This is a genomic window from Methanosarcina sp. MTP4, from assembly GCF_000970045.1.
In the GTDB taxonomy this organism is placed as follows: domain Archaea; phylum Halobacteriota; class Methanosarcinia; order Methanosarcinales; family Methanosarcinaceae; genus MTP4.
Genome location: NZ_CP009505.1, coordinates 1,147,605 through 1,169,149, shown reverse-complemented (window position 1 = coordinate 1,169,149; position 21,545 = coordinate 1,147,605). Strand labels below are relative to the sequence as shown.

The 21,545-nt window shown below is 44.3% G+C and carries 9 protein-coding genes; 8 read left to right on the top strand and 1 reads right to left on the bottom strand.

The genetic code is table 11. The annotated features are described in order from the left end of the window. The first annotated feature begins 31 nt into the window (after positions 1 to 31). The 7 genes from MSMTP_RS05060 to MSMTP_RS19640 all read left to right on the top strand — a co-directional run bounded on the left by MSMTP_RS05060 (position 32) and on the right by MSMTP_RS19640 (position 19,037). Positions 32 to 433: a response regulator gene (locus MSMTP_RS05060; RefSeq protein WP_048178094.1), complete on the top strand. Its 402-nt coding sequence runs from the start codon at positions 32 to 34 to the stop codon at positions 431 to 433. Between the two features lie 163 nt (positions 434 to 596). Next, a complete protein-coding gene (locus MSMTP_RS17860) occupies positions 597 to 3,806 on the top strand; it encodes a PAS domain S-box protein (protein ID WP_052718284.1) in 3,210 nt (1,069 codons plus the stop codon). 151 nt (positions 3,807 to 3,957) lie between these two features. Beyond that, the gene (locus MSMTP_RS05050) at positions 3,958 to 6,393 is read left to right on the top strand and encodes a PAS domain-containing protein (protein ID WP_231582922.1); all 2,436 of its coding nucleotides are present in this window, start codon (positions 3,958 to 3,960) and stop codon (positions 6,391 to 6,393) included. A 60-nt stretch (positions 6,394 to 6,453) separates the two neighbouring features. Next, positions 6,454 to 6,879 carry a response regulator gene (locus MSMTP_RS05045; RefSeq protein WP_048182761.1) on the top strand — a complete coding sequence of 142 codons (426 nt, stop codon included), beginning with the start codon at positions 6,454 to 6,456 and terminating at the stop codon, positions 6,877 to 6,879. A 1,334-nt stretch (positions 6,880 to 8,213) separates the two neighbouring features. Next, positions 8,214 to 11,786: a disaggregatase related repeat-containing protein gene (locus MSMTP_RS19650; RefSeq protein ID WP_082090504.1), complete on the top strand. Its 3,573-nt coding sequence runs from the start codon at positions 8,214 to 8,216 to the stop codon at positions 11,784 to 11,786. A gap of 879 nt (positions 11,787 to 12,665) precedes the next feature. Then, on the top strand, positions 12,666 to 15,581 hold the full coding sequence (locus MSMTP_RS19645; RefSeq protein ID WP_052718282.1) for a disaggregatase related repeat-containing protein: 2,916 nt from the start codon (positions 12,666 to 12,668) through the stop codon (positions 15,579 to 15,581). 1,125 nt (positions 15,582 to 16,706) lie between these two features. Then, complete coding sequence (locus tag MSMTP_RS19640) at positions 16,707 to 19,037, top strand: disaggregatase related repeat-containing protein (protein ID WP_052718281.1); 2,331 nt, start codon at positions 16,707 to 16,709, stop codon at positions 19,035 to 19,037. A gap of 151 nt (positions 19,038 to 19,188) precedes the next feature. Here MSMTP_RS19640 and MSMTP_RS05025 read toward each other — a convergent pair whose 3' ends face one another. After that, positions 19,189 to 19,380 carry a hypothetical protein gene (locus MSMTP_RS05025; RefSeq protein ID WP_048178093.1) on the bottom strand — a complete coding sequence of 64 codons (192 nt, stop codon included), beginning with the start codon at positions 19,378 to 19,380 and terminating at the stop codon, positions 19,189 to 19,191. A gap of 377 nt (positions 19,381 to 19,757) precedes the next feature. On the opposite strand from MSMTP_RS05025, the gene MSMTP_RS05020 reads away from it, so the two are divergent. Further along, a complete protein-coding gene (locus MSMTP_RS05020; RefSeq protein WP_048178092.1) occupies positions 19,758 to 21,536 on the top strand; it encodes a right-handed parallel beta-helix repeat-containing protein in 1,779 nt (592 codons plus the stop codon). Positions 21,537 to 21,545: the final 9 nt, after the last annotated feature.

The following is a 21,545-nucleotide window of genomic DNA, read 5'->3' as shown; positions in this document are numbered from 1 at the left end:
GACCAGAGTATGAATAAGAAGGGGAAATATGATGAAAAAGGCAAAAATTCTGGTTGTCGAAGACCAGAACATCGTGGCTCTGAATATCAGGAACAAGCTTAAGAATTTAGGCTACACGGTTCCGGCTACCGCGGCTACCGGAGAAGAAGCGATCAGGAAAGCGGAACTGACAGATGCTGATCTTGTTTTGATGGACATAATGCTAAAAGGGGATATGGACGGGATATCAGCGGCTCAGGAAATCAAGTCCCGGTTCGGGATTCCCATCCTGTACCTGACCGCTTACACGGACGAAGAAACCCTGGGCAGGGCAAAAATGACCGAACCTGCAGGGTATATCTCGAAACCTTTCAAGGAAGAAGACCTTCACAGCAACATTGAAATGGCGCTGCACAAACACAGGCTTGAAAGGGGAGAAAAAGAGACGGAATAAAATCCCCTGCCCTATATTTTAAAGCTGTTTTGAAGCTTATTTGAACTTGACTTAACGAAGTAAAAACTTCTTAGAGGACAAAAACGGGAAAAAAGAAACCTGGGAGTCATTTTGTTGTCAGCCCCGAAAACCAGGGAAATGAAAGAAAAAAGGAGGAAAATGGATGGAACATTTTCCCTCGAAAAACCCTAATCCGGTACTCAGGATAGGAACGAACGGAAAGGTCCTCTATGCAAACAGGGCTGCAGGTCCTTTACTTAAAAGCTGGGGGATCAGGGAAGGAGAAAAAGCCCCCGAACTTATTGAAAATGCTGTCCTGAGAGCCCTGAGCCTGAGAAAATGTGAAGAGCTGGAACTGGAAACCGAAACCAGGACATATCTTGTCACACTGAATCCCTTTCCCGAAGAAGCCTGCGTGAATGTCTACGGGTACGACATAAGCAGCCGGAAAGAAATTGAAAAAAAGCTGCATATCCGGGAAAAACAGCATCTGGTGCTCGAAAAGTTCGGAAAAATGACCCTTACCTGCACAAGCCTCCAGGCCCTGATGGATGAAAGCACAGGACTTGTAGCCAGTACTCTGGAAATCGAATCCTGTAAAATCCTTGAGCTGCTCCCGGACGGAAATTTCCTGTTTCGAGCGGGATTCGGACCAAGGAGAGAACTCGCAGGAGAGCTAATTGTCGGAAGAGGAAAGGACTCCCTGGCAGGATACACGCTGCTTTCAAGGAGACCTGTTTCCGTAAAAGACATGAAAGAGGAGACCCGCTTCAAAAAAACCGCTTCTGTTGCGGACCAGGGCCTGGTAAGCGGGATTAGCGTTATTATAGGGGAGGCGAAAAGACCTTTCGGGGTGATCGAAGCCTTCTCAACGAAAAGAAGGGAATTTTCGGAAGAGGACCAATATTTCCTTAGTTCGGTCGCATTTCTGATTGCAGAGACAACTGAACGCAGGAAAGCCGAAGAAAAACTTCGGCTGCACCAGAAACTGCTGGAAAAGCAGGTAGAAGAAAGGACCAGGGAACTCACCAAAACGAATAAAACCCTTGTCATGGAAATTGTCCGGCGCGAGCAGGTTGAACAGACCCTCCGGAGCAATATGGAACTGCTGGAAAAACTGCTCGGCACAATGCCAAACCCCATCTATTACAAAAACAGAGAAGGAGCTTACAGGGACTGCAATGAGAACTTTTCTACACGAATCGCAGGCCTTCCAAAAGAAGAGTTACTGGGATCTACACCTCCGGAAGTTGCCCAAAAACTTTTACCTGAGCGTATCCTTAAAGCCCCGGAGCAAAGCAAAGAAAAGCTGTTTGAACAGGTCCTGGAAATCCACAGGAAAGACCTTGAACTTCTCCGGGACGGGGGAAGCCGGGTTTTTGAAGATGAATTACTATGTGCCGACGGCGTAAAGCGAAATTTCCTTATCAACAAGTCAACCTTTGGGAGCGGAAACGGCGAGGTCTACGGGCTTCTCTGTATGATGCAGGACATAAGCGAACTCAAGCAGGCCGAAAAGAAGCTAAGGGACAACCTGTATTTCCTGGAAAAACTTCTCGATGCCATTCCCACCCCTGTTTTTTACAAGGACAGGGAAAACAAGTACCGGCTCTGCAATGAAGAGTTTATAAGGGAAATCGCCGGGATTCCGAAAGAGCAGATAATCGGGTATTCCCTGCATAAGTTCATAAAAGAACTGCCTGAAGACCTTATCCTTCTTCATGAAAAATACGACCGAACCCTTATGAGGGAGAGAAAGACCCAACGCTACGAAGCACAATTGAAATGTGCAACCAAAGGGTTCAGGGATTTTCTCATAAACAAAGCCCCTTACATCGAGAAAGACGGAGAACCCGGGGGGATTGTCGGGGTGATGTTCGATGCTACCGAAAACAGGCAAGCCCGGGAAACCCTGGAGAGAAGAGAAGAGCGCTACCGGCTCGCTGCGGAGCAGACAGGGCAAATTGTTTTTGATTATGACTTCAAAACCGGCTCCGTTGACTGGGCAGGGGCCGTTACGGAAGACACCGCCCATATCATCGAACTTCAGAAATTTGACATGAACCGCTGGTGCGAAAAAATACATCCTGAAGACCGGGGACGTGTAAGGTCGGCATTTGAAAAATCCCTTAAGACAGGAGAGAAGTTCCATGAAGTATACAGGTTCAGGAAAAAGGAAGGCGGATATATCTACATGGAGGAAAGCGGAATTTTGTTGAAAGACGAAGAAGGCCGCATCCGTAGAATGCTGGGAGCAAAAAAAGACATAACCGAGAGAAAAATGGCAGTGGAAAAGCTGCATAAAAGCGAAGAAAGTTTCCACTCCTTCATGCAGAACTTCAGGGGGCTTGGATTCCAGCTTGACAGTGACTTCACACCGGTATTCGTGCACGGAGCTGCAGAAGAAATCACAGGCTACAGTAAAGAGGACTTCCTTTCCGGAAGCATAGGATGGACCCGGCTTGTCAAAGAGGAAGAACTGCCGCTTATCCTTGAAAAAAGGAAGAAACTGAAGGAAGACCCGGAGCTTTTTACCGAACTTGAGTACCGGATAAGGAGAAAGGGCGGGGAACTTCGCTGGGTCCGGGAAGTTATCCAGAACGTCCCCGAAGGCCCGGATAAATCAATACATTTCCAGGGCTCTATCCACGATATCACCGAAAGAAAGGAAGCAGAAGAAGCTCTGGAAAAAGCCGAAAAGGTCCGGAAAAAAGAGATACACCATCGGATCAAGAACAACCTCCAGGTAATCTCTTCCCTCCTCAGCCTCCAGTCCGAAAAATTCGGGGATGCGCAAGTGCTCGAAGCTTTCCGGGAAAGCCAGAACCGCGTAATATCCATGGCGATTATCCACGAGGAACTCTACAAAGGAGACAAAATCGATACCCTTGATTTTGCAGCCTATCTCAGGAAACTGACCGCAGATCTTCTAAGTTCATACAGGGTCGGAAAAGATGACATCAGCCTGGAGCTTGACCTTGAGAAAATTTACCTGGGGATGGACACCGCAATCCCCCTCGGAATCATTGTCAATGAACTGGTTTCCAACGCCCTGAAACATGCCTTTCTGACCGGAAAGAAAGGGAAGATTCGCATAAACCTCTGCGGAAAGGAAAATTTTGCAGGGAATCCGGAGGATTACGGGACTGGCTCCGGCTGCGGGGAAGAACAGGACTTTCAGGCAGAAAAAGAACTTCCTTTTACACTCATTGTCGCCGACAACGGCCCTGGCATCCCCGAAGAAATCGATTTCAGAGATACGGATTCCCTGGGGCTCCAGCTCGTCAATCTCCTTGTTGAACAGATAGAGGGCAACATAGAGCTCGATAACGGCACCGGGACGGAATTCAGGATCTATTTTACGGATAACTGAAATTAGCAGCCTATCAGTCGGGTAATGTGGGGGCAATAACCGGACTCAAACAGGCTCTATGCCCGTAAGCTACTTATTTTAAATATTCTAAAAATGATTACATATTTTAGGAGAATATAAAGATACAAGTATAAATTCGTGACAAGGGGATGTGGGAAGCATAAAGAATGCTGAAAAACCGAGGGTTCTGGAGGAGGAAGAGAAGTGGATGGAACATTTCCCCTCAAAAAATCCCAACCCGGTACTCAGGGTGGGAAATAAGGGAGAGGTCCTTTACTCCAATGCCGCAAGCGCTCCCCTTCTGGAGCACTGGAAGGTGTCTACCGGGGAGGAGCTTCCTCACTCAATTAGGGAAATGGTTAGGAAAGCCGTTCTCAGGAGAAATCCGGAAAAACTGGAAGTAAAAGTGGGAGACCATACATACCTATTCACGCTCAATCCGCTGCCTGAAGAGGGCTACGTAAACCTCTACGGGTTTGACATCAGCAGCCAGAAGCGGAACGAAGAACAGCTCCTGCTGCGGGAGAAGCAGCACCTTGCCCTGAACAAACTTGGAAAAATGGCCCTTGCCTGCAAGAAACTTCAGGTTTTTATGAGAGACAGCACAAAGTTGATTGCCAGGACCCTTGAAGTCGAATACTGCAAGATCCTGGAACTACTCCCCGAAGGAAACTTCCTGCTCAAAGCGGGGACCGGGTGGAAGCCGGGAATTGTGGGAAAGACCATCGTAGAAGGGAAGAAAGACTCCCAGGCAGGGTACACGCTCCTTACGAACAAACCCGTGATCGTGGAAGATGTGGGAAAGGAAAAGAGGTTCAGGGCTCCCGAACTCCTTAAAGAACACGACGTGGTAAGCGGGATGAGCATAATCATAGGGGACATAAACAGGCCCTTTGGAGTAATGGGAGTACACAGCACAAAGAAACGGAAGTTTACCCGGGAGGACATCTATTTTCTCAGTTCTGCGACCCTCATCATCGCAGAAGTGATCGAGCGCATACACGCGGAAGACGAGGTGAGGAGGCAGCGGGAACACCTGGAAGAGATGGTGGAAAAACGGACCGGGGAACTTACAAAAATAAACAGGCGGCTAAAAAAAGAGATATCCGAGCGGAAACAGGCCCAGAAAGTTCTGCAAAAAAGCGAAGAAAGGTACAGGACAGCAACAGAGCAGACAGGGCAGCTGGTCTACGACTGTGACCTCAGCAGCGGGGAAATAGACTGGGCGGGAGCTATCAGGAAACTTACCGGCTACGACCTCAGGGAGTTTCAGCAGGTGGACTTTGACGGCTGGGTTGAGCATATCCACCCCGAAGACCGCAAAAACGTGTTTTCAGCCCATAAACGTTCCCTGCGGACAGGGGAGAAATTGCACGAAGAGTACAGGTTCCGCAGGAAAGACGGGACTTACTTCTACGCGGAAGACAGCGGGACCTACCTGAGAGATGAGAGCGGATGCATATGCAGGGTAGTAGGGGTGATGAAAGATACCACCGAAAGAAGGCTTGCAATGGAAAAGCTCGAGAAGAGCGAAGAGCGCTACCGGTCGTTTTTGAAGAATTTCAGGGGCATCGTGTTCCAGGGAAATATGGATTTCAATGCTCTTTTCATGCACGGGTCCCTTGAAGAAATAACAGGATACAGGGAAGAGGAATTCGTTCCGGGTGGGTTGAGATGGGACCGGATTATAGATCCTGAAGACCTGCCGATGATTTTTGAAGACGCAGAAAAGTTGAGAACTGTTCCCGGGGCTACCTCCGAAAGGGAATACAGGATAAGGAAAAAGGATGGGAGCAGATGCTGGGTCCACGAAATTCTCCAGAATATTCCCGACGAATCCGGAAAACCCGTGTTTGTGCAGGGCTCGATCTACGACATTACCGAACGCAAAGCCGCCGAGGAAGCCCTGGCAAAAGCCGAAGAAACCAGGAAAAAAGAGATACACCACCGGATCAAGAATAACCTGCAGGTGATCTCATCCCTCCTGAGCCTCCAGGCAGAAAAATTTACGGATGAAGCCATTGCCGAAGCCTTCAGGGAGAGCCAGAACCGCGTCAGATCAATGTCCCTTATCCACGAAGAACTCTACAAATCAAGGGATATGGAGACCCTGGACTTTGCAGCCTACCTCAAAAAACTGACAGCCGACCTCCTCCAGTCCTACAGGGTCAGAAGCGATGAAATCAGCTTGAAGCTGGATATCGAAGAAGTGCACTTCGGGATGGATACTGCAATCCCGCTAGGGATCATCATCAACGAACTTGTATCCAACTCCCTGAAACATGCCTTCCCGGAAGGTAAAGGAGGAGAAATCCTGATCAAGCTTTTCCAGACAGACCACAATAAAAATAAAGTTATAAGTAGGAACAGAAAAATTAATAAAAATGGTAATAGTAATTACAGTACTCAGTTCTCATTGATCGTTTCGGATAACGGGTCAGGATTCCCTGAAAACATTGATTTCAGGAATACCGCCTCCCTGGGGTTGCAGCTGGTAAACACCCTGGTGGAACAGCTCGAAGGAAACATCGAACTAGAGAGAAACGAAGGGACTAATTTCATAATCCGGTTCAGAGAGACCGGGTGACCAAAATGGCAATTAACCGATTCAAAGCTAACAGCAATGGAAGAAAACGGGGGTAACAAAATGGGAAAAGCAAAGATTCTGGTTGTTGAAGACCAGAACATAGTAGCCCTGAATATCAGAAACAAGTTAAAGAATCTTGGGTATACCGTCCCAAGCACCGCAGCTTCAGGGGAGGAAGCAATCCGGAAGGCGGAGCTTACAGGTGCTGACCTGGTTTTGATGGACATCATGTTAAAAGGAGAAATGGACGGGATCGAAGCAGCAAGGGAGATCAAAGCCCGCTTTGGGATACCCGTAATCTACCTTACCGCCTACACGGACAGCGAAACCCTGGAAAGGGCCAAAATGACCGAACCTGCAGGCTATATCTCAAAGCCTTTCAAGGAAGAAGACCTGCACAGCAATATAGAGATGGCTCTCCATAAACACCGTGCGGAAAAGGGAGAAGAAGGGGAAGGTGAAAAAGAAGAAAAAGAAAGCGTTTAAGACAAAACGTTGAATGGAATAATCAGGGATTAAGTGAAAAAGAATTAATGCGGCAGGAAAATAAAAGTTGTTCTGGCACACTCCGCTGCAAGGTACGGAGTATTCAGATGAAATAAAAGTAAGGATGAAAACAGGCACATATGCCTGTGAAATCTACTTTTGAGAGCAGAACATCCTTTAAATCCAGGAACACACTTTAAACCCGACAATCCCCTGGTGTCTTGCCAACCGAATACCGCCGAATAAAATAGATCGCAATTATTCATAGTCGTTCATACTCAACCACAATCATTCGTAACCGTTCATAATCATTCATAATCGTTCATACTTGTTCATAGCAATTCAATGCCTGGCGATTGACGCGACACCAGGATAAGTTCTACTTTTTAATAGCAAAACATATCTGAAGAGGGTATCGGCTGCATTCATCTACAAACTTAAAATCTGAGGGTCCACGAGAAAGTTAGTGCAAAATTTAAAGAACCGGACAGCGTATGGAAAGACATCAGACCTTTAAGATCCATAATAGAAGACGGCTTCAAATTTGTGAAAAAAACGTACTCTCCGGATAATTTACACATGTAATTCAGGTTATTACTTGAGTTCACTGCGAGTTTCAGTTGTCAGGGCAGCTATTGAAGACGGGGCAGAGACCTGCTTTCCCTCAAAACCTTCAACCTCAGAAGGCCTGTAAATCCTGGTTCCGTGATTCACATTTATGAAATATTTTTTATTCCCAAATACAGGTATCGGACATTTTAAGTGCGGGAATTTAATTTATTCTGGCTTCCAGAATTTCTAAAATACTCCCCAAGTTCATAAAAAATTTAAAATAATAACAAATATGTTTACTTTCAAAAATACTTCCTAAATACATAAAAAAATTTAAAATAATACCAGAAATATTTTATAATAGGATGACATAAACGATCAAAGTCAACTCAGGAAATTTAACAAAAGGATTGATAAAAATTTATTCAAAGAGTTGGCCTGGCTTAAAGCCTGAATTCGTCAAAAAGGAGGTTTTAAACTAAAATTGAATATAACTTTCATTTAATTCATAACAGATTTTAATTACAAAAAACAGAAGCTTCAGCTTCATTTCTGATCTTTCTGCGTGATTCGCATTTTTGAAGAGTGAATGTACTAAGAGCGAATGCCCTCTAAAAGTGCTGTTCCCCGCATAATAGAGGACAGGGAAAGAGTCGGAAAAATATTACAATCAATTCATAGGGAATTTTCAGAACTCATGGGAATATTATGGAAAACACTCCCTGAGGATCAGAAGACTTTAGATTAAAAAATTCCTAGATAGTCCAACCCAAGGTGATAAAATGCTAAAACTGAAGCTAGGAACCCGAAAGCTGATTTCGATTTCAATTTGCTTTTTAATGCTGCTTGCTACAAGCTCAGCAGCATTAGCAGCATCAGGTGATTTAGCAAATGTTCAAGTATCCAAAGTTAGTGGAACTGTTACGGTAACAAACGAAGATGGTACTGTTGTATATAAAGGTTCAGACGATGCAGACGCTATTGAAGCGGCTATGAAGGCAATCGATAGCGGTGTCATCTCCTTCCAGAAAGGCGAATATAATATCGACCGTACACTTCGTTTAAAATCAGATATAACCTTCATCGGAGAAGAAGGAGTAGTATTTGACTGCATTAGCTCCCCGGGATTTACTACCGGTACCGGTGGCTATTCTTCTTTAACAATACCAGTGGCAAGTAATGCCAACTCAGGGACTACACAGATTAAGTTGTCCAGTGTTTCTGGCTTGAATGTTGGGAACTATATAAAAATTTCAGACGATTTCACAGTTTCCTATGAAGGGAACGCTTACAAAAACGGCGAACTGGCAAAGATAGTTGCCATCGACGGTTCAACGGTCACAATTGACAGCCCCCTCTACGATAGCTATACCACATCCAGGAATGCCAAGGTCCGAGAAATCTCAATGCTTGAAAACATCAGGTTTGAAAACATTGATTTTGTAGGGAAAGGAATGGACACCAGTTCTACTGCAATCTATTTCTATGCAACGAAGAACGTTACGTTCTCAAATTGTGGAATTGAAGATTTTGGCACCCGTGCGATCAGTTTATTTGATTGTTTAGACTGTACTGTAGAAAACAGCACCTTTAAAAGGATATTCAAAGACGGGACAGGGTATGGAATTGCCATAACAAATGCCTGTGACAATATCGTAATAAAAAACAACTCTTTCCTTGAAAAAGGCAGGCACTACATTGCTGTCGTGTCCAGCAGGGGAGGAGTCACAACTGACGGCTTTACCCGGCATGTAGATGTTCTGGACAATATTTTCAGAGATTGCGCCGACGAAGCTGTAAACTCACACCCGACTTCATCTCCGATTTTCAGAGTTATTGGCAATGAATTCTACGATTCCAGAAAGGGTGTAGAACTCGCCAGAACTGACAGCATCGTAAAAGACAATAAATTTTATCGCTGTGGGAATGCCCTGGTTACATTAAGCACCGGCAACCACGTGATTGAGAACAATTACTTCAACGGGAATAGGATCTCCATTATTCCTCACGCGACAAGCAACATAATAAGGAACAATGTGTTTGACAACGGCGGCTATATCATGCCGGAACTCAATGCCGTAATTGAAAGTAATACTTTCAGGAATTATTCAGGGTATATCATATACGCATCCGGCTCAAGCAGTTCCTACCTGCAAAACATTGAAATTTCAAACAACCTGTGTGAAGACCCCCTTACACTGGCAATGAAATTAAGCTATGCTAAAAATGTTAAATTGTATAACAATGACCTGAGAGGGTATCCTGAATTTAGAGCCTGTGACAATGTAGAAATCGACGGCAACAGGATAAACTCTCCTGCCTCTTCTGGGGTCAGGGTTATTGATGCAAAGGGTCCCTACACAATAACAGATAATGAGTTTAAAGCTGACAGTGTAGGAATTTCCCTTGAAAACACCGGCACATCATTGATTAATGAAAAGATTCTCATCGCGCGTAACGCCGTCGATGCCCCTAAAGCATATTCTAATGACGACTATTCAAATGTCATCGTAGAAGGAGGAACTCCTGAAATCGGAGATTCTACACCAGGGGCTTCGGACACTCCGACAACTCTGGTAGGAGTACAGGATTCCCGCCTTCGTGAAGGCTCTCCTGACACGGTATACAATGACGTTAGTTATCTCGACCTTGGAGGCAGAGACGAAGTCGGCGCATACAGAGACCTTGTCATTTTCGACTTAAGCGAATACGAAGATGCCGAGCTGATCGAAAATGCGACCCTTTCCCTTTTCTGGTACTACCCCGAAGGAGCGGAAAGGTCCGAGGACACAATTGTCGAAATTTACAGGCCTGAAGCCTGGAACCCCTACTACGTGACCTGGAACAGCAGGGACCTTAACACTCCCTGGGCGAATGCCGGCGGAGACTGGTATGACCGGAATAATGCCTCCCAGGGCAGTATCCCCTACGCAACGATTACCATCAAGGGCAGTGATGTTCCTGACAACAGCTACCATGAACTTGACGTAACCGAACTTGTGAAAGAGTACGTGAGCGGCGAGTACGAGAATACGGGATTCCTGATAAAAGCCCGCACGGAAAGCGGAAACTACGTCGCTTTCTACAGCAGTGACTGCGGAATAACGGAATCCACCCCGAAACTCGATGTAGAACTGAAACCCGAGTCTGGAGATACACCTGAGTCTGGAGATACACCTGATGAAGCTCTCGTCCTGAGCAACCTTCAGGACAACCGCCTCCGTGAAGGCTCTCCTGACACGGTATACAATGACGTTCGTTATATCGACCTTGGAGGCAGAGACGGAGTCGGCGGGTACAGAGACCTGGTCCTGTTCAACTTAAGTGAATTGGACAATGCTGAAAGTATCGAGAATGCTACCCTTTCCCTCTTCTGGTACTACCCTGAAGCAATAGAAAGGCCCGAGGACACAGTTGTCGAAATATACAGGCCTGAAGCCTGGAACCCCGACTATGTCACCTGGAACAGCAGGGACCTTAACACTCCCTGGGCGAATGCCGGCGGAGACTGGTATGACCAGAATAATGCCTCCCAGGGCAGTATCCCCTACGCAACGATTACCATCAAGGGCAGTGATGTTCCTGACAACAGCTACCATGAACTTGACGTAACCGAACTTGTGAAAGAGTACGTGAGCGGCGAGTACGAGAATACGGGATTCCTGATAAAAGCCCGCACGGAAAGCGGAAACTACATGGCTTTCTACAGCAGTGACTGCGGAATAACGGAATCCATCCCGAAACTCGATGTAGAACTGAAACCAGAACCTGTAGTTCACGTCCTTAACAACCTTCAGGACAGCCGGCTTCGTGAGGGCTCTCCTGACAGAGTATACAATGACGTCCGTTATCTTGACCTTGGAGGCAGGGACGGAGTCGGCGGGTACAGAGACCTAGTCCTGTTCGACTTAAGTGAATTAGACGATGCTGAAAGTATCGAAAGTGCGGCCATCTCCCTTTTCTGGTACTACCCGGCCGGAATAGAAAGGCCCGAAGACACAATTGTCGAAATCTACAGGCCGGAAGCCTGGAACCCCGACTACGCCACCTGGAACAGCAGGGACCTTAACACCCCCTGGGTGAATGCCGGCGGAGACTGGTATGATCTGAATGATGTCTCTCAGGGCAGCACCCCGTACGCAACAATAACCATTAAGGGAAGTGACTTCCCAGACAACAGCTACCATGAGTTTGATGTAACCGAACTTGTGAAAGCGTACGTAAGCGGCGAATACGAAAATACGGGATTCCTGGTCAAAGCCCGCACAGAAAGCGGAAACTACATCGCCTTCTGCAGCAGCGACTATGAAGACGAAAACCAGAAACCTGTGATGACTGTATCGGAAAAAGCATAAGTTTTCCTCAGTATCGGGTTCGTAAAAAAGCTTAAAATACCCGCGCAGAAGGAAAAATCCTTTCTGCGCAGGAAATTTTTTTAATTTTAATAGTTTTTGGCAGCATTTTTTGAGTATAACCGTTTTTGGCAGCATTTGTTAAGACCTGACAACTCCACATGGGTGACATTACTGAAATATACCTGAAAAGGAGCTTTGCCGATAGTTTTTGATTCCGTATCCAGGGAATAATTTTCTACAATTTTCCCAGCTAAGAAATTCTGCCTGAATTTCTTATTTATATTCGTCCGGATCTACTTTTATCAATTTTACTTTCCCTCTTTTTCCTATGGTTCCTTATGCCTACTTACATGCTGGATTTTAGCCCTCTTTCTTCGTTTTTCCGGGAAGAATATAAATCTTACAAAAATATATTGGATATCTATAAAAAATTTTAACATAATACCAAAAATATTTTATAATAAACTTGTGTAAATGTTCAAAGTTGACTCAGGAAATATAACTAAAAATTAATTGGAACTTCATTTGATGAATTGACCAGGCTAAAGGCCCGGATTCATCAGACAGGAGGTGTTGAACTAAAAGGGAATATAATTGTCCTATAATTCATAACATATTCTAACTACAAAAACAGAAGCTTCGGCTTCATTTCCGAACTTTCTGCGTTATTCGCAATTTTGAAGAGTAAATGAACCAGGAGCGAACGCTCTCTGAATGTGCTGTTCCCCGCATAAATGAGGGTAGAGCGAGAGTCGGAAAAATATTACAATCAATTCCCAGGGAGTTTTCCAATCTCACGTGAAATTGTGAAAATACCCTCTAAGAATCGGTCTACTTTAGATCCAAAAATCCCTAGATAGTCCAACCCAAGGTGATAAAATGTTAAAACTGAAGCCAGGAACCCGAAAGCTGATTTCGATTTCAATTTGCTTTTTAATGCTGCTTGCTACAAGCTCAGCAGCATTAGCAGCATCAGGTGATTTAGCAAATGTTCAAGTATCCAAAGTTAGTGGAACTGTTACGGTAACAAACGAAGATGGTACTGTTGTATATAAAGGTTCAGACGATGCAGACGCTATTGAAGCGGCTATGAAGGCAATCGATAGCGGTGTCATCTCCTTCCAGAAAGGCGAATATAATATCGACCGCACACTTCGTTTAAAATCAGATATAACCTTCATCGGAGAAGAAGGAGTGGTATTTGACTGCATTAGCTCCCCGGGATTTACTACCGGTACCGGTGGCTATTCCTCTTCAACAATCCCGGTGGCAAGTAACGCCAACTCAGGGACTACACAGATTAAGTTGTCCAGTGTTTCTGGCTTGAATGTTGGGAACTATATAAAAATTTCAGACGATTTCACAGTTTCCTATGAAGGAAGAAGCTATAAAAACGGCGAGCTGGCAAAAATAGTTGCCATCGACGGTTCAACGGTCACAATTGACAGCCCCCTCTACGATAGCTATACCACATCCAGGAATGCCAAGGTCCGAGAAATCTCAATGCTTGAAAACATCAGGTTTGAAAACATTGATTTTGTAGGCAAAGGAATGGGCACCAGTTCTACTGCAATCTATTTCTATGCCACGAAGAACGTTACGTTCTCAAATTGTGGAATTGAAGATTTTGGCACCCGTGCGATCAGTTTATTTGATTGTTTGGACTGTACTGTAGAAAACAGCACCTTTAAAAGGATATTCAAAGACGGGACAGGGTATGGAATTGCCATAACAAATGCCTGTGACAATATCGTAATAAAAAACAACTCTTTCCTTGAAAAAGGCAGGCACTACATTGCTGTCGTGTCCAGCAGGGGAGGAGTTACAACTGACGGCTTTACCCGGCATGTAGATGTTCTGGACAATATTTTCAGAGATTGTGCTGACGAAGCTGTAAACTCACACCCGACTTCATCTCCGATTTTCAGAGTTATTGGCAATGAATTCTACGATTCCAGAAAGGGTGTAGAACTCGCCAGAACTGACAGCATCGTAAAAGACAATAAATTTTATCGCTGTGGGAATGCCCTGGTTACATTAAGCACCGGCAACCACGTGATTGAGAACAATTACTTCAACGGGAATAGGATCTCCATTATTCCTCACGCGACAAGCAACATAATAAGGAACAATGTGTTTGACAACGGCGGCTATATCATGCCGGAACTCAATGCCGTAATTGAAAGTAATACTTTCAGGAATTATTCAGGGTATATCATATACGCATCCGGCTCAAGCAGTTCCAACCTGCAAAACATTGAAATCACCAATAACGTATGTGAAGACCCACTGACAATGGCAATGAAATTAAGCTATGCCAAAAATGTGTCCTTAAGTAACAATAACCTGAGAGGGCACCTTGAATTTAGCAGGTGCAATGATGTACAAATCGATGGCAACAGGATAAATTCCCCCGCATCTTCTGGAATTAGAGTTATTAATGCAAGAGGGGAACACACTATAACGGATAATGAGATCAAAGCCGATAGTGTAGGAATTTCCCTTGAAAATACAGGAACATCTCTAATCAAAAATGAGATTCTCATCGGACGCAATGCCATTGATGCCCCCAAAGCATATTCTAATGACGACTATTCAAGTGTCATCGTAGAAGAAGGCGCTCCTGAGATCCCACTTTGGGGAGTGCAGGATTCCCGCCTCCGTGAAGCCTCACCTGACACGGTTTACAATGACGTCCGTTATCTCGACCTGGGAGGCAGAGACGGAGTCGGCGGGTACAGGGATCTTGTCATGTTCGACTTAAGCGAATACGAAGATGCCGAACTGATCGAAAATGCGACCCTTTCCCTCTTCTGGTACTGCCCGGATGGAAGAGAAAGACCCGAGGACACAATTGTCGAAATTTACAGGCCTGAGGCTTGGAACCCCGACTACGTCACCTGGAACAGCAGGGACCTTAACACCCCCTGGGTGAATGCCGGAGGAGACTGGTATGACCGGAATAATGCCTCCCAGGGCAGTACCCCCTACGCAACGATAACCATCAATGGAAGTGACTTCCCTGACAACAGCTACCATGAACTTGACGTAACCGAACTTGTGAAAGAGTATGTGGGTGGCGAGTACGAGAATACGGGATTCCTGATGAAAGCCCGCACGGAAAGCGGAAACTACGTCGCTTTCTACAGCAGTGACTGCGGAATAACGGAATCCATCCCGAAACTCGATGTAGAACTGAAACCAGAACCTGTAGTTCACGTCCTTAACAACCTTCAGGACAGCCGCCTCCGTGAAGGCACCCCTGATACGGTCTTCAATGACGTCCGTTATCTCGACCTGGGAGGCCGGGAAGGAGTCGGCGGGTACAGAGACCTTTTCATGTTCGACTTAAGTGAATTAGACGATGCTGAAAGTATCGAAAGTGCAGCCCTTTCCCTCTTCTGGTACTACCCGGCCGGAATAGAAAGGCCCGAGGACACAGTTGTCGAAATCTACAGGCCGGAAGCCTGGAACCCCGACTACGTCACCTGGAACAGCAGGGACCTTAACACCCCCTGGGTGAATGCCGGAGGAGACTGGTATGACCGGAATAATGCCTCCCAGGGCAGCACTCCCTACGCAACGATAACCATCAATGGAAGTGACTTCCCTGACAACAGCTACCATGAACTTGACGTAACCGAACTTGTGAAAGAGTACGTGGGCGGCGAATACGAAAATACGGGATTCCTGATCAAAGCCAGCACGGAAAGTGAAAACTACATCGCTTTCTGCAGCAGCGAATATGAAGATAAAAACCAGAGGCCTGTGCTGGCCATCTTGGAAAAAGCATAAGTTTTCCTCAGTATCGGGTTCGTAAAAAAGCTTAAAATACCCGCGCAGAAAGAAAAAATCCTTTCTGCGCAGGAAATTTTTTGATTTTACTTGATTCTGACCGGACTTACCAGGACATGACTATTTTCCCGAACACCCGGACTGAAATACACCCGGAAAGGAGCTGTTTTGCATTCGATGCTTGTAATTCCCTTATTTAGCTGAAATTACTGTGTACTTTCATTTATTTGAGCCTGCCATTCAACGAATTTCAGGTACGTTTTTTCATGGTTTTGATCACTCGCCATTCATGTTTCGTGTTTTTACGAGCCCCTTCTATGGAAGGAATTCTTTCGAACCAATTCCAAAACTTGGTGCAACATAAGTATCGGGGCCATAATCGCAGTTCAATATATCTCCTTCTTTTGGGCCATAATCCGGATTTTGAGACCTGATCTTTCTTTGATTTCAGATCCAGGAAATAAGCCTTTAAAGGACCTTATTCAGCGAAAAAACTACGGGATACGTTTCTTTGTATGTTCATCCGGATCTACTTTTATCGAGCTTACTCTCCTCTATTTTTATGGTTCATTATGTCTACTCCCATTATGGATTTCATTCCACCCCTTCTTCATTTCCCGGATATCAAAAGGGGCATCTCTGTGAAATATATTTGAAAACTATAAAAAAAATTAACATAATACCAAAAATATTTTATAATAGGGTCGCATAAATGCCCAGAGTTCACTAAGGAAATTTAACTAAAAGATAAATAGAATCTTGTTTGGTGAGTTGCTAAGGCTGAACACCTATACTCATTCGAACAGGAGGCATTAAACTAAAAAAGAAACCATGAATATCCTATAATTTATGACAAATTTTCATTACAAAAAAACAGAAGCATCGACTTCGTTCCCACCCTTTCCGTACGACTGATATTTTCCAGGACTGAAAATATTCAGAGCGGAAGCTCTCTGCAAATGATGTTCCCGACAAAAAAGAAGTGGAGAGAGGGGCGGAAAAAATATTAAATGCAGTTTATATTAAATTTTTAAAATTTATGTAAACTTAGCAAAATAACCCCAAAAAATTCAATCTACCTTATACCCAAAATTCCCTAGATTGTCCAACCCCAAAGGTGATACAATGTTAAGAAGGATTCTAGGAACCCGAAAGTTAATTTCTTACTCAATAATCTGCTCCCTCATGCTGGTTGCGATCAGCTCAGCAGCAGTAGCTGCACCAGATGATTTAGCAAATATTCAAATTTCTAAAGAGAATGGAATTGCCACGGTAACTAATGAAAATGGCACTGTGATTTATGAAGGTGCTGATGATGTAGCTGCAATTGAAGCAGCTCTGAACGAGCTCGATAGTGGCGTCATACTCTTCCAGAATGGGGAGTATTCCATAGACCGTACAATTAGTTTAAAATCCGACATCTCCTTTGTTGGAAATGAAGGAGTTGTATTTGATTGCATTAGCTCTCCGGGATTTACTACAGGTACCGGTGGCTATTCCTCTTCAACGACATCTGTGGCAAGTGATGCCAACTCAGGGGCTACACAGATTAGTTTGTCCGATGTTTCTGGCTTGGATGTTGGAGACCATGTAAAAATCTCGGACGATTTTACAGTTCCCTATGAAGGGAAAGATTACAAAAACGGAGAACTGGTAGAGATTGTTGCCATCAACGGCACAACGATCACAGTTGCCAGCCCGCTGTACGATAGCTATACCGTATCAAGGAATGCGAAGGTCAGAGAAATCTCAATGTTCCAGAACATCTCCTTTGAAAACATTGGTTTTTCAGGATTTGGTATGGATACCAGTTCAACTGCCGTCTATTTATATGGTGTGAAGAACGTTACGTTCTCAAATTGTACAGTTGAAGATTTTGGGACTCGTGCGATCCTCTTATTTGATTGTTTAGACTGTACTGTAGAAAACAGTACCTTTAAAAGGATATTCAGAGACGGAACAGGATATGGAATTGCCATCACAAATGCCTGTGACAATATCGTAATAAAAAACAACTCTTTCCTTGAAAAAGGCAGACACTACATTGCTGTCGTGTCCAGCAGGGGAGGGGTCACAACTGACGGCTTTACCAGGCATGTAGATGTTCTGGACAATATTTTCAGAGATTGTGATGACGAAGCTGTAAACTCACACCCGACTTCATCTCCGATTTTCAGAGTAATTGGCAATGAAATCTACGATTCCAGAAAGGGTGTAGAACTAGCCAGAACTGACAGCATCGTAAAAGACAATAAGTTTTATCGCTGTAAGAATGCCTTAGTTACCTTATCCACCGGCAACCACGTTATTGAGGGTAATTACTTCAACGGAAACAAGATTTCCATTATCCCTCACGCTACAAGCAACATAATAAGGAACAACGTGTTTGACAACGGCGGGTATATCATGCCGGAACTCAATGCAGTAATTGAGAATAATACCTTCGAAAACTACAGCGGCCGTATTGTATCCTCAGTAGGCTCAAGCAGTTCTTACGTGGAAAACATTGAAATCTCCAACAATACCTGCGAAGACCCACTGACGATGGCAATGGAATTCGGCTATGCTAAAAATGTTAGGTTAAATAATAACAACCTGAACGGGGATCTCGAATTTAGCGGATGCGATGATGTTAGCCTCGAAGGCAACAGGATAAACTCTCCTTCCTCTTCAGGGATAAGAGTTATTGATGCAGCGGGCCCGCACTCTATAAGTGTCAATGAGATCAAGGCTAGCAGTGTAGGAATTTCCCTTGAAAATTCCAGGACAACTCCAATTAAAGACGAAATTATTATCGACCGCAATGTCATTGATGCCCCTGCAGCAATCTCTAATGATGATTATTCGAATGTCATCATGGATGAGGAGGGAAGCCCGGGAACTCTCAGGATAGTGGAAGATTCCCGTCTCCGTGAAGGTTCTCCTGACACCGTCTTCAAGAACGAGCCCTATATCGACCTTGGAGGCAGAGATGATGTCGGAGGGTACAGAGACCTTGCCCTTTTCGACCTGAGTGACTACGAAGATGCTGAACTGATCGAGAATGCGACCCTTTCCCTCTTCTGGTATTACCCTGAAGGAATGGAAAGGCCTGCTGACACGGTTGTCGAAATCTACAGGCCTGAAGCCTGGAACCCAGATTACGTCACCTGGAACAGCAGTGACCTTGACACCCCATGGGTTCATCCGGGAGGTGACTGGTACGACCAGAATAATGTCTCCCAGGGCAGCACTCCCTACGCAACGATAACTCTCAATGGAAGCGACGTCCCTGACAACAGCTACCATGAACTTGATGTAACCGGCCTTGTGAAAGAGTACGTAAGTGGTGAGTACGAGAATACGGGATTCCTTATCAAAGCCCGCACAGAAAGCGGAAACTACATCGCTTTCTGCAGCAGTGACTATGAAAACGGAAACCAGAGGCCTGTGCTAACCATCTCGGAAAAAGAGTGATCTTTCTCCTCAGTATCTGGTCGGTAGAATTACCGAAAACACCCGCGCAGAAAGAAGGATCCTTTCTGCGCAGGAAATTTTTTGAGTTTAACTGTTTTTAATCCAAACTGTTTTTAATCTCAACTGTTTTTAATCTCAACTGTTTTTAATCTCAACTGTTTTTAATCTCAACCATTTTCTGACTGGATTTTTTGAGTTTAATTGTTTCTGACTGGATTTTACAGGATTTCATCACCCTGTGGGATGCCGGCCCCGAAATTTTCAGAGCAGGGGCTTTTCTGCATGGAACATTTGTAATTCCCTTTAGTTGTATGGTTTTGATCTCTATTAATTCATTTTTCATGTTTTTACAACCCCAATACTATGGGAAGGACTCTGTTATTTGCTATAGTCAAGGACCCAAATTCCCCCCAATCTCAAGTGAAAGTTTAACACAGAAAGCCCCGAAAATACGGAATAAAGTAAATAGGGGCACAATCCTTCCGTGCTTTCCGTGTCTTCCGTGGTTATAATTTAAGTGTAAATATTTGCGTTCGGGACTATAAGTTTATTATGGCCTATCCCACGAAGACCTCTCCCGTGAAAAAGGATATTTCATCATTGAAAAAATACAGATTGTCCAGTCCAACAGATAACCTTTTTTAAATTCAAAACTATATCATTATTATTCCTTTTTGGGGTCTTAAAAGGATCTTGAAAAATAGTTAAGGGGATAATTTTATGGGAATTAATGGGGATTCAAAAAGAAAGGGATGCATTGCTATTTTAATTTTTTCGATAGCAATCTCTGCCAATATTACCTTCCATGTACCAACTGCAATGGGGTCTCCTGTATACGTTGCAGGAGAGGGGAACGGAGGCTTTAACATTGTCGGCAGCGAGAATACTTTCCAGGTAGCTCAAACCCTTGAGTTTGGAGCAGAGAACTTCGATTTAAAAAGCATGCAATTTAAGAGTCCCTTCAGATACCTTACAAGCTACACCTTTCTTAGCGGTGATGGACACGGGCCTGAGGATGATTCGAATGCAGATCTCAGGTTAATTGATGAGGCAGGTAGAGGTCTGTTTATTCCATTGATGACGAATGGATTTTATAATTTGATGTTTTTTGAAAAACCTACAAGCATCCTTACCTTTCTGGTTATGCATATTCTGTTCTTCGTGTTCTGCATCGGTATAGTAGTGGCCTATACTAATGCCGGAGCAAGCCCTCTCACGAACCCTTCATTCAGGGACGCCATGAAGGTCCTGTTACCACTGTTATTTGCAGGTTTTTTATGCATGCTGTTCCCATACATCGCGACAATTTACAATGTACCGGAAGATTCGGCATATGTTCAAATCTCCAAAGAAAATGGAGTTGTCACTGTAGAGAATGAAAAAGGTGCTGTGATTCATAGCGGCCCCGATGATGCGGACGCAATTGAAGCTGCTCTGGCTGAGAGTGAGGGGAGAGTCATACTCTTTGAAAGAGGAGAATATGATATAGACCGTACAATTCGTTTGAAATCCGAGGTCTCCTTCGTTGGAAATGATGAAGTGGTATTTAATTGCATTAGCTCACCAGCGTTTAATACCGGAACCGGGGGATATTCTTCTTCAACCATATCCTTATCAAGTGATGCAAACTCAGGGGATACCCAAATTAAGCTGTCGAGTGTTTCGGGCCTAAATGTTGGGGACTATGTAAAAATTTCAGACGAATTCTCAGTTCCTTTTCAAAGGAATGATTACAAAAACGGAGAACTGGCCGAAATAATCGATATATCAGGTTCAACGATTACCGTTGACCGCCCACTGTATGATGACTATACTGTAGCCAGGAATGCCCAGGTCCGAAAGATCTCAATGTTTAAAAATATCTCCTTTGAAAATATTAATTTTATAGGGTACGGCATGGATACCAGTTCAACTGCGATCTATTTTTACGGCGTGACGAACATCATGATCTCAAATTGCGGATTTGAGGATTTTGGAAACCGTGCGGTAAGTTTCTGGGATTGTTTGGACTGTATTGTAGAAGGCAGTACCTTTAAAAGGGTATTTAAAGACGGAACCGGATATGGAATTGCCATAACAAATGCCTGTGACAATATTGTAATAAGAGACAATTCATTTCTGGAAAAGGGCAGACACTACATTGCTGTTGTTGCAGGCCGAGGTGGGGTTACAACAGATGGTTTTACCAGAAATGTTGATGTGACAAACAATGTTTTTAGAGATTGTGCTGACGAAGCCGTAAACTCACACCCGACATCAGCTGCAGTTTTCAGAGTCAATGACAATGAATTTTATGATTGCCGAAAGGGTGTCGAATTTTCCAACAGTGATAGTGTTATAACAAACAACACTTTTGTGCGCTGTGCCAATGGAGTTGTATTATTTGATACGGGCAATCATCTAATCGAAGGAAATTCCTTCAGAGAAAACAGAATCTCTATCATACCCCATAATACTAACTCTGTAACCAGAGACAATTCTTTTGAAAACAGTGGGTAAAATGAAACA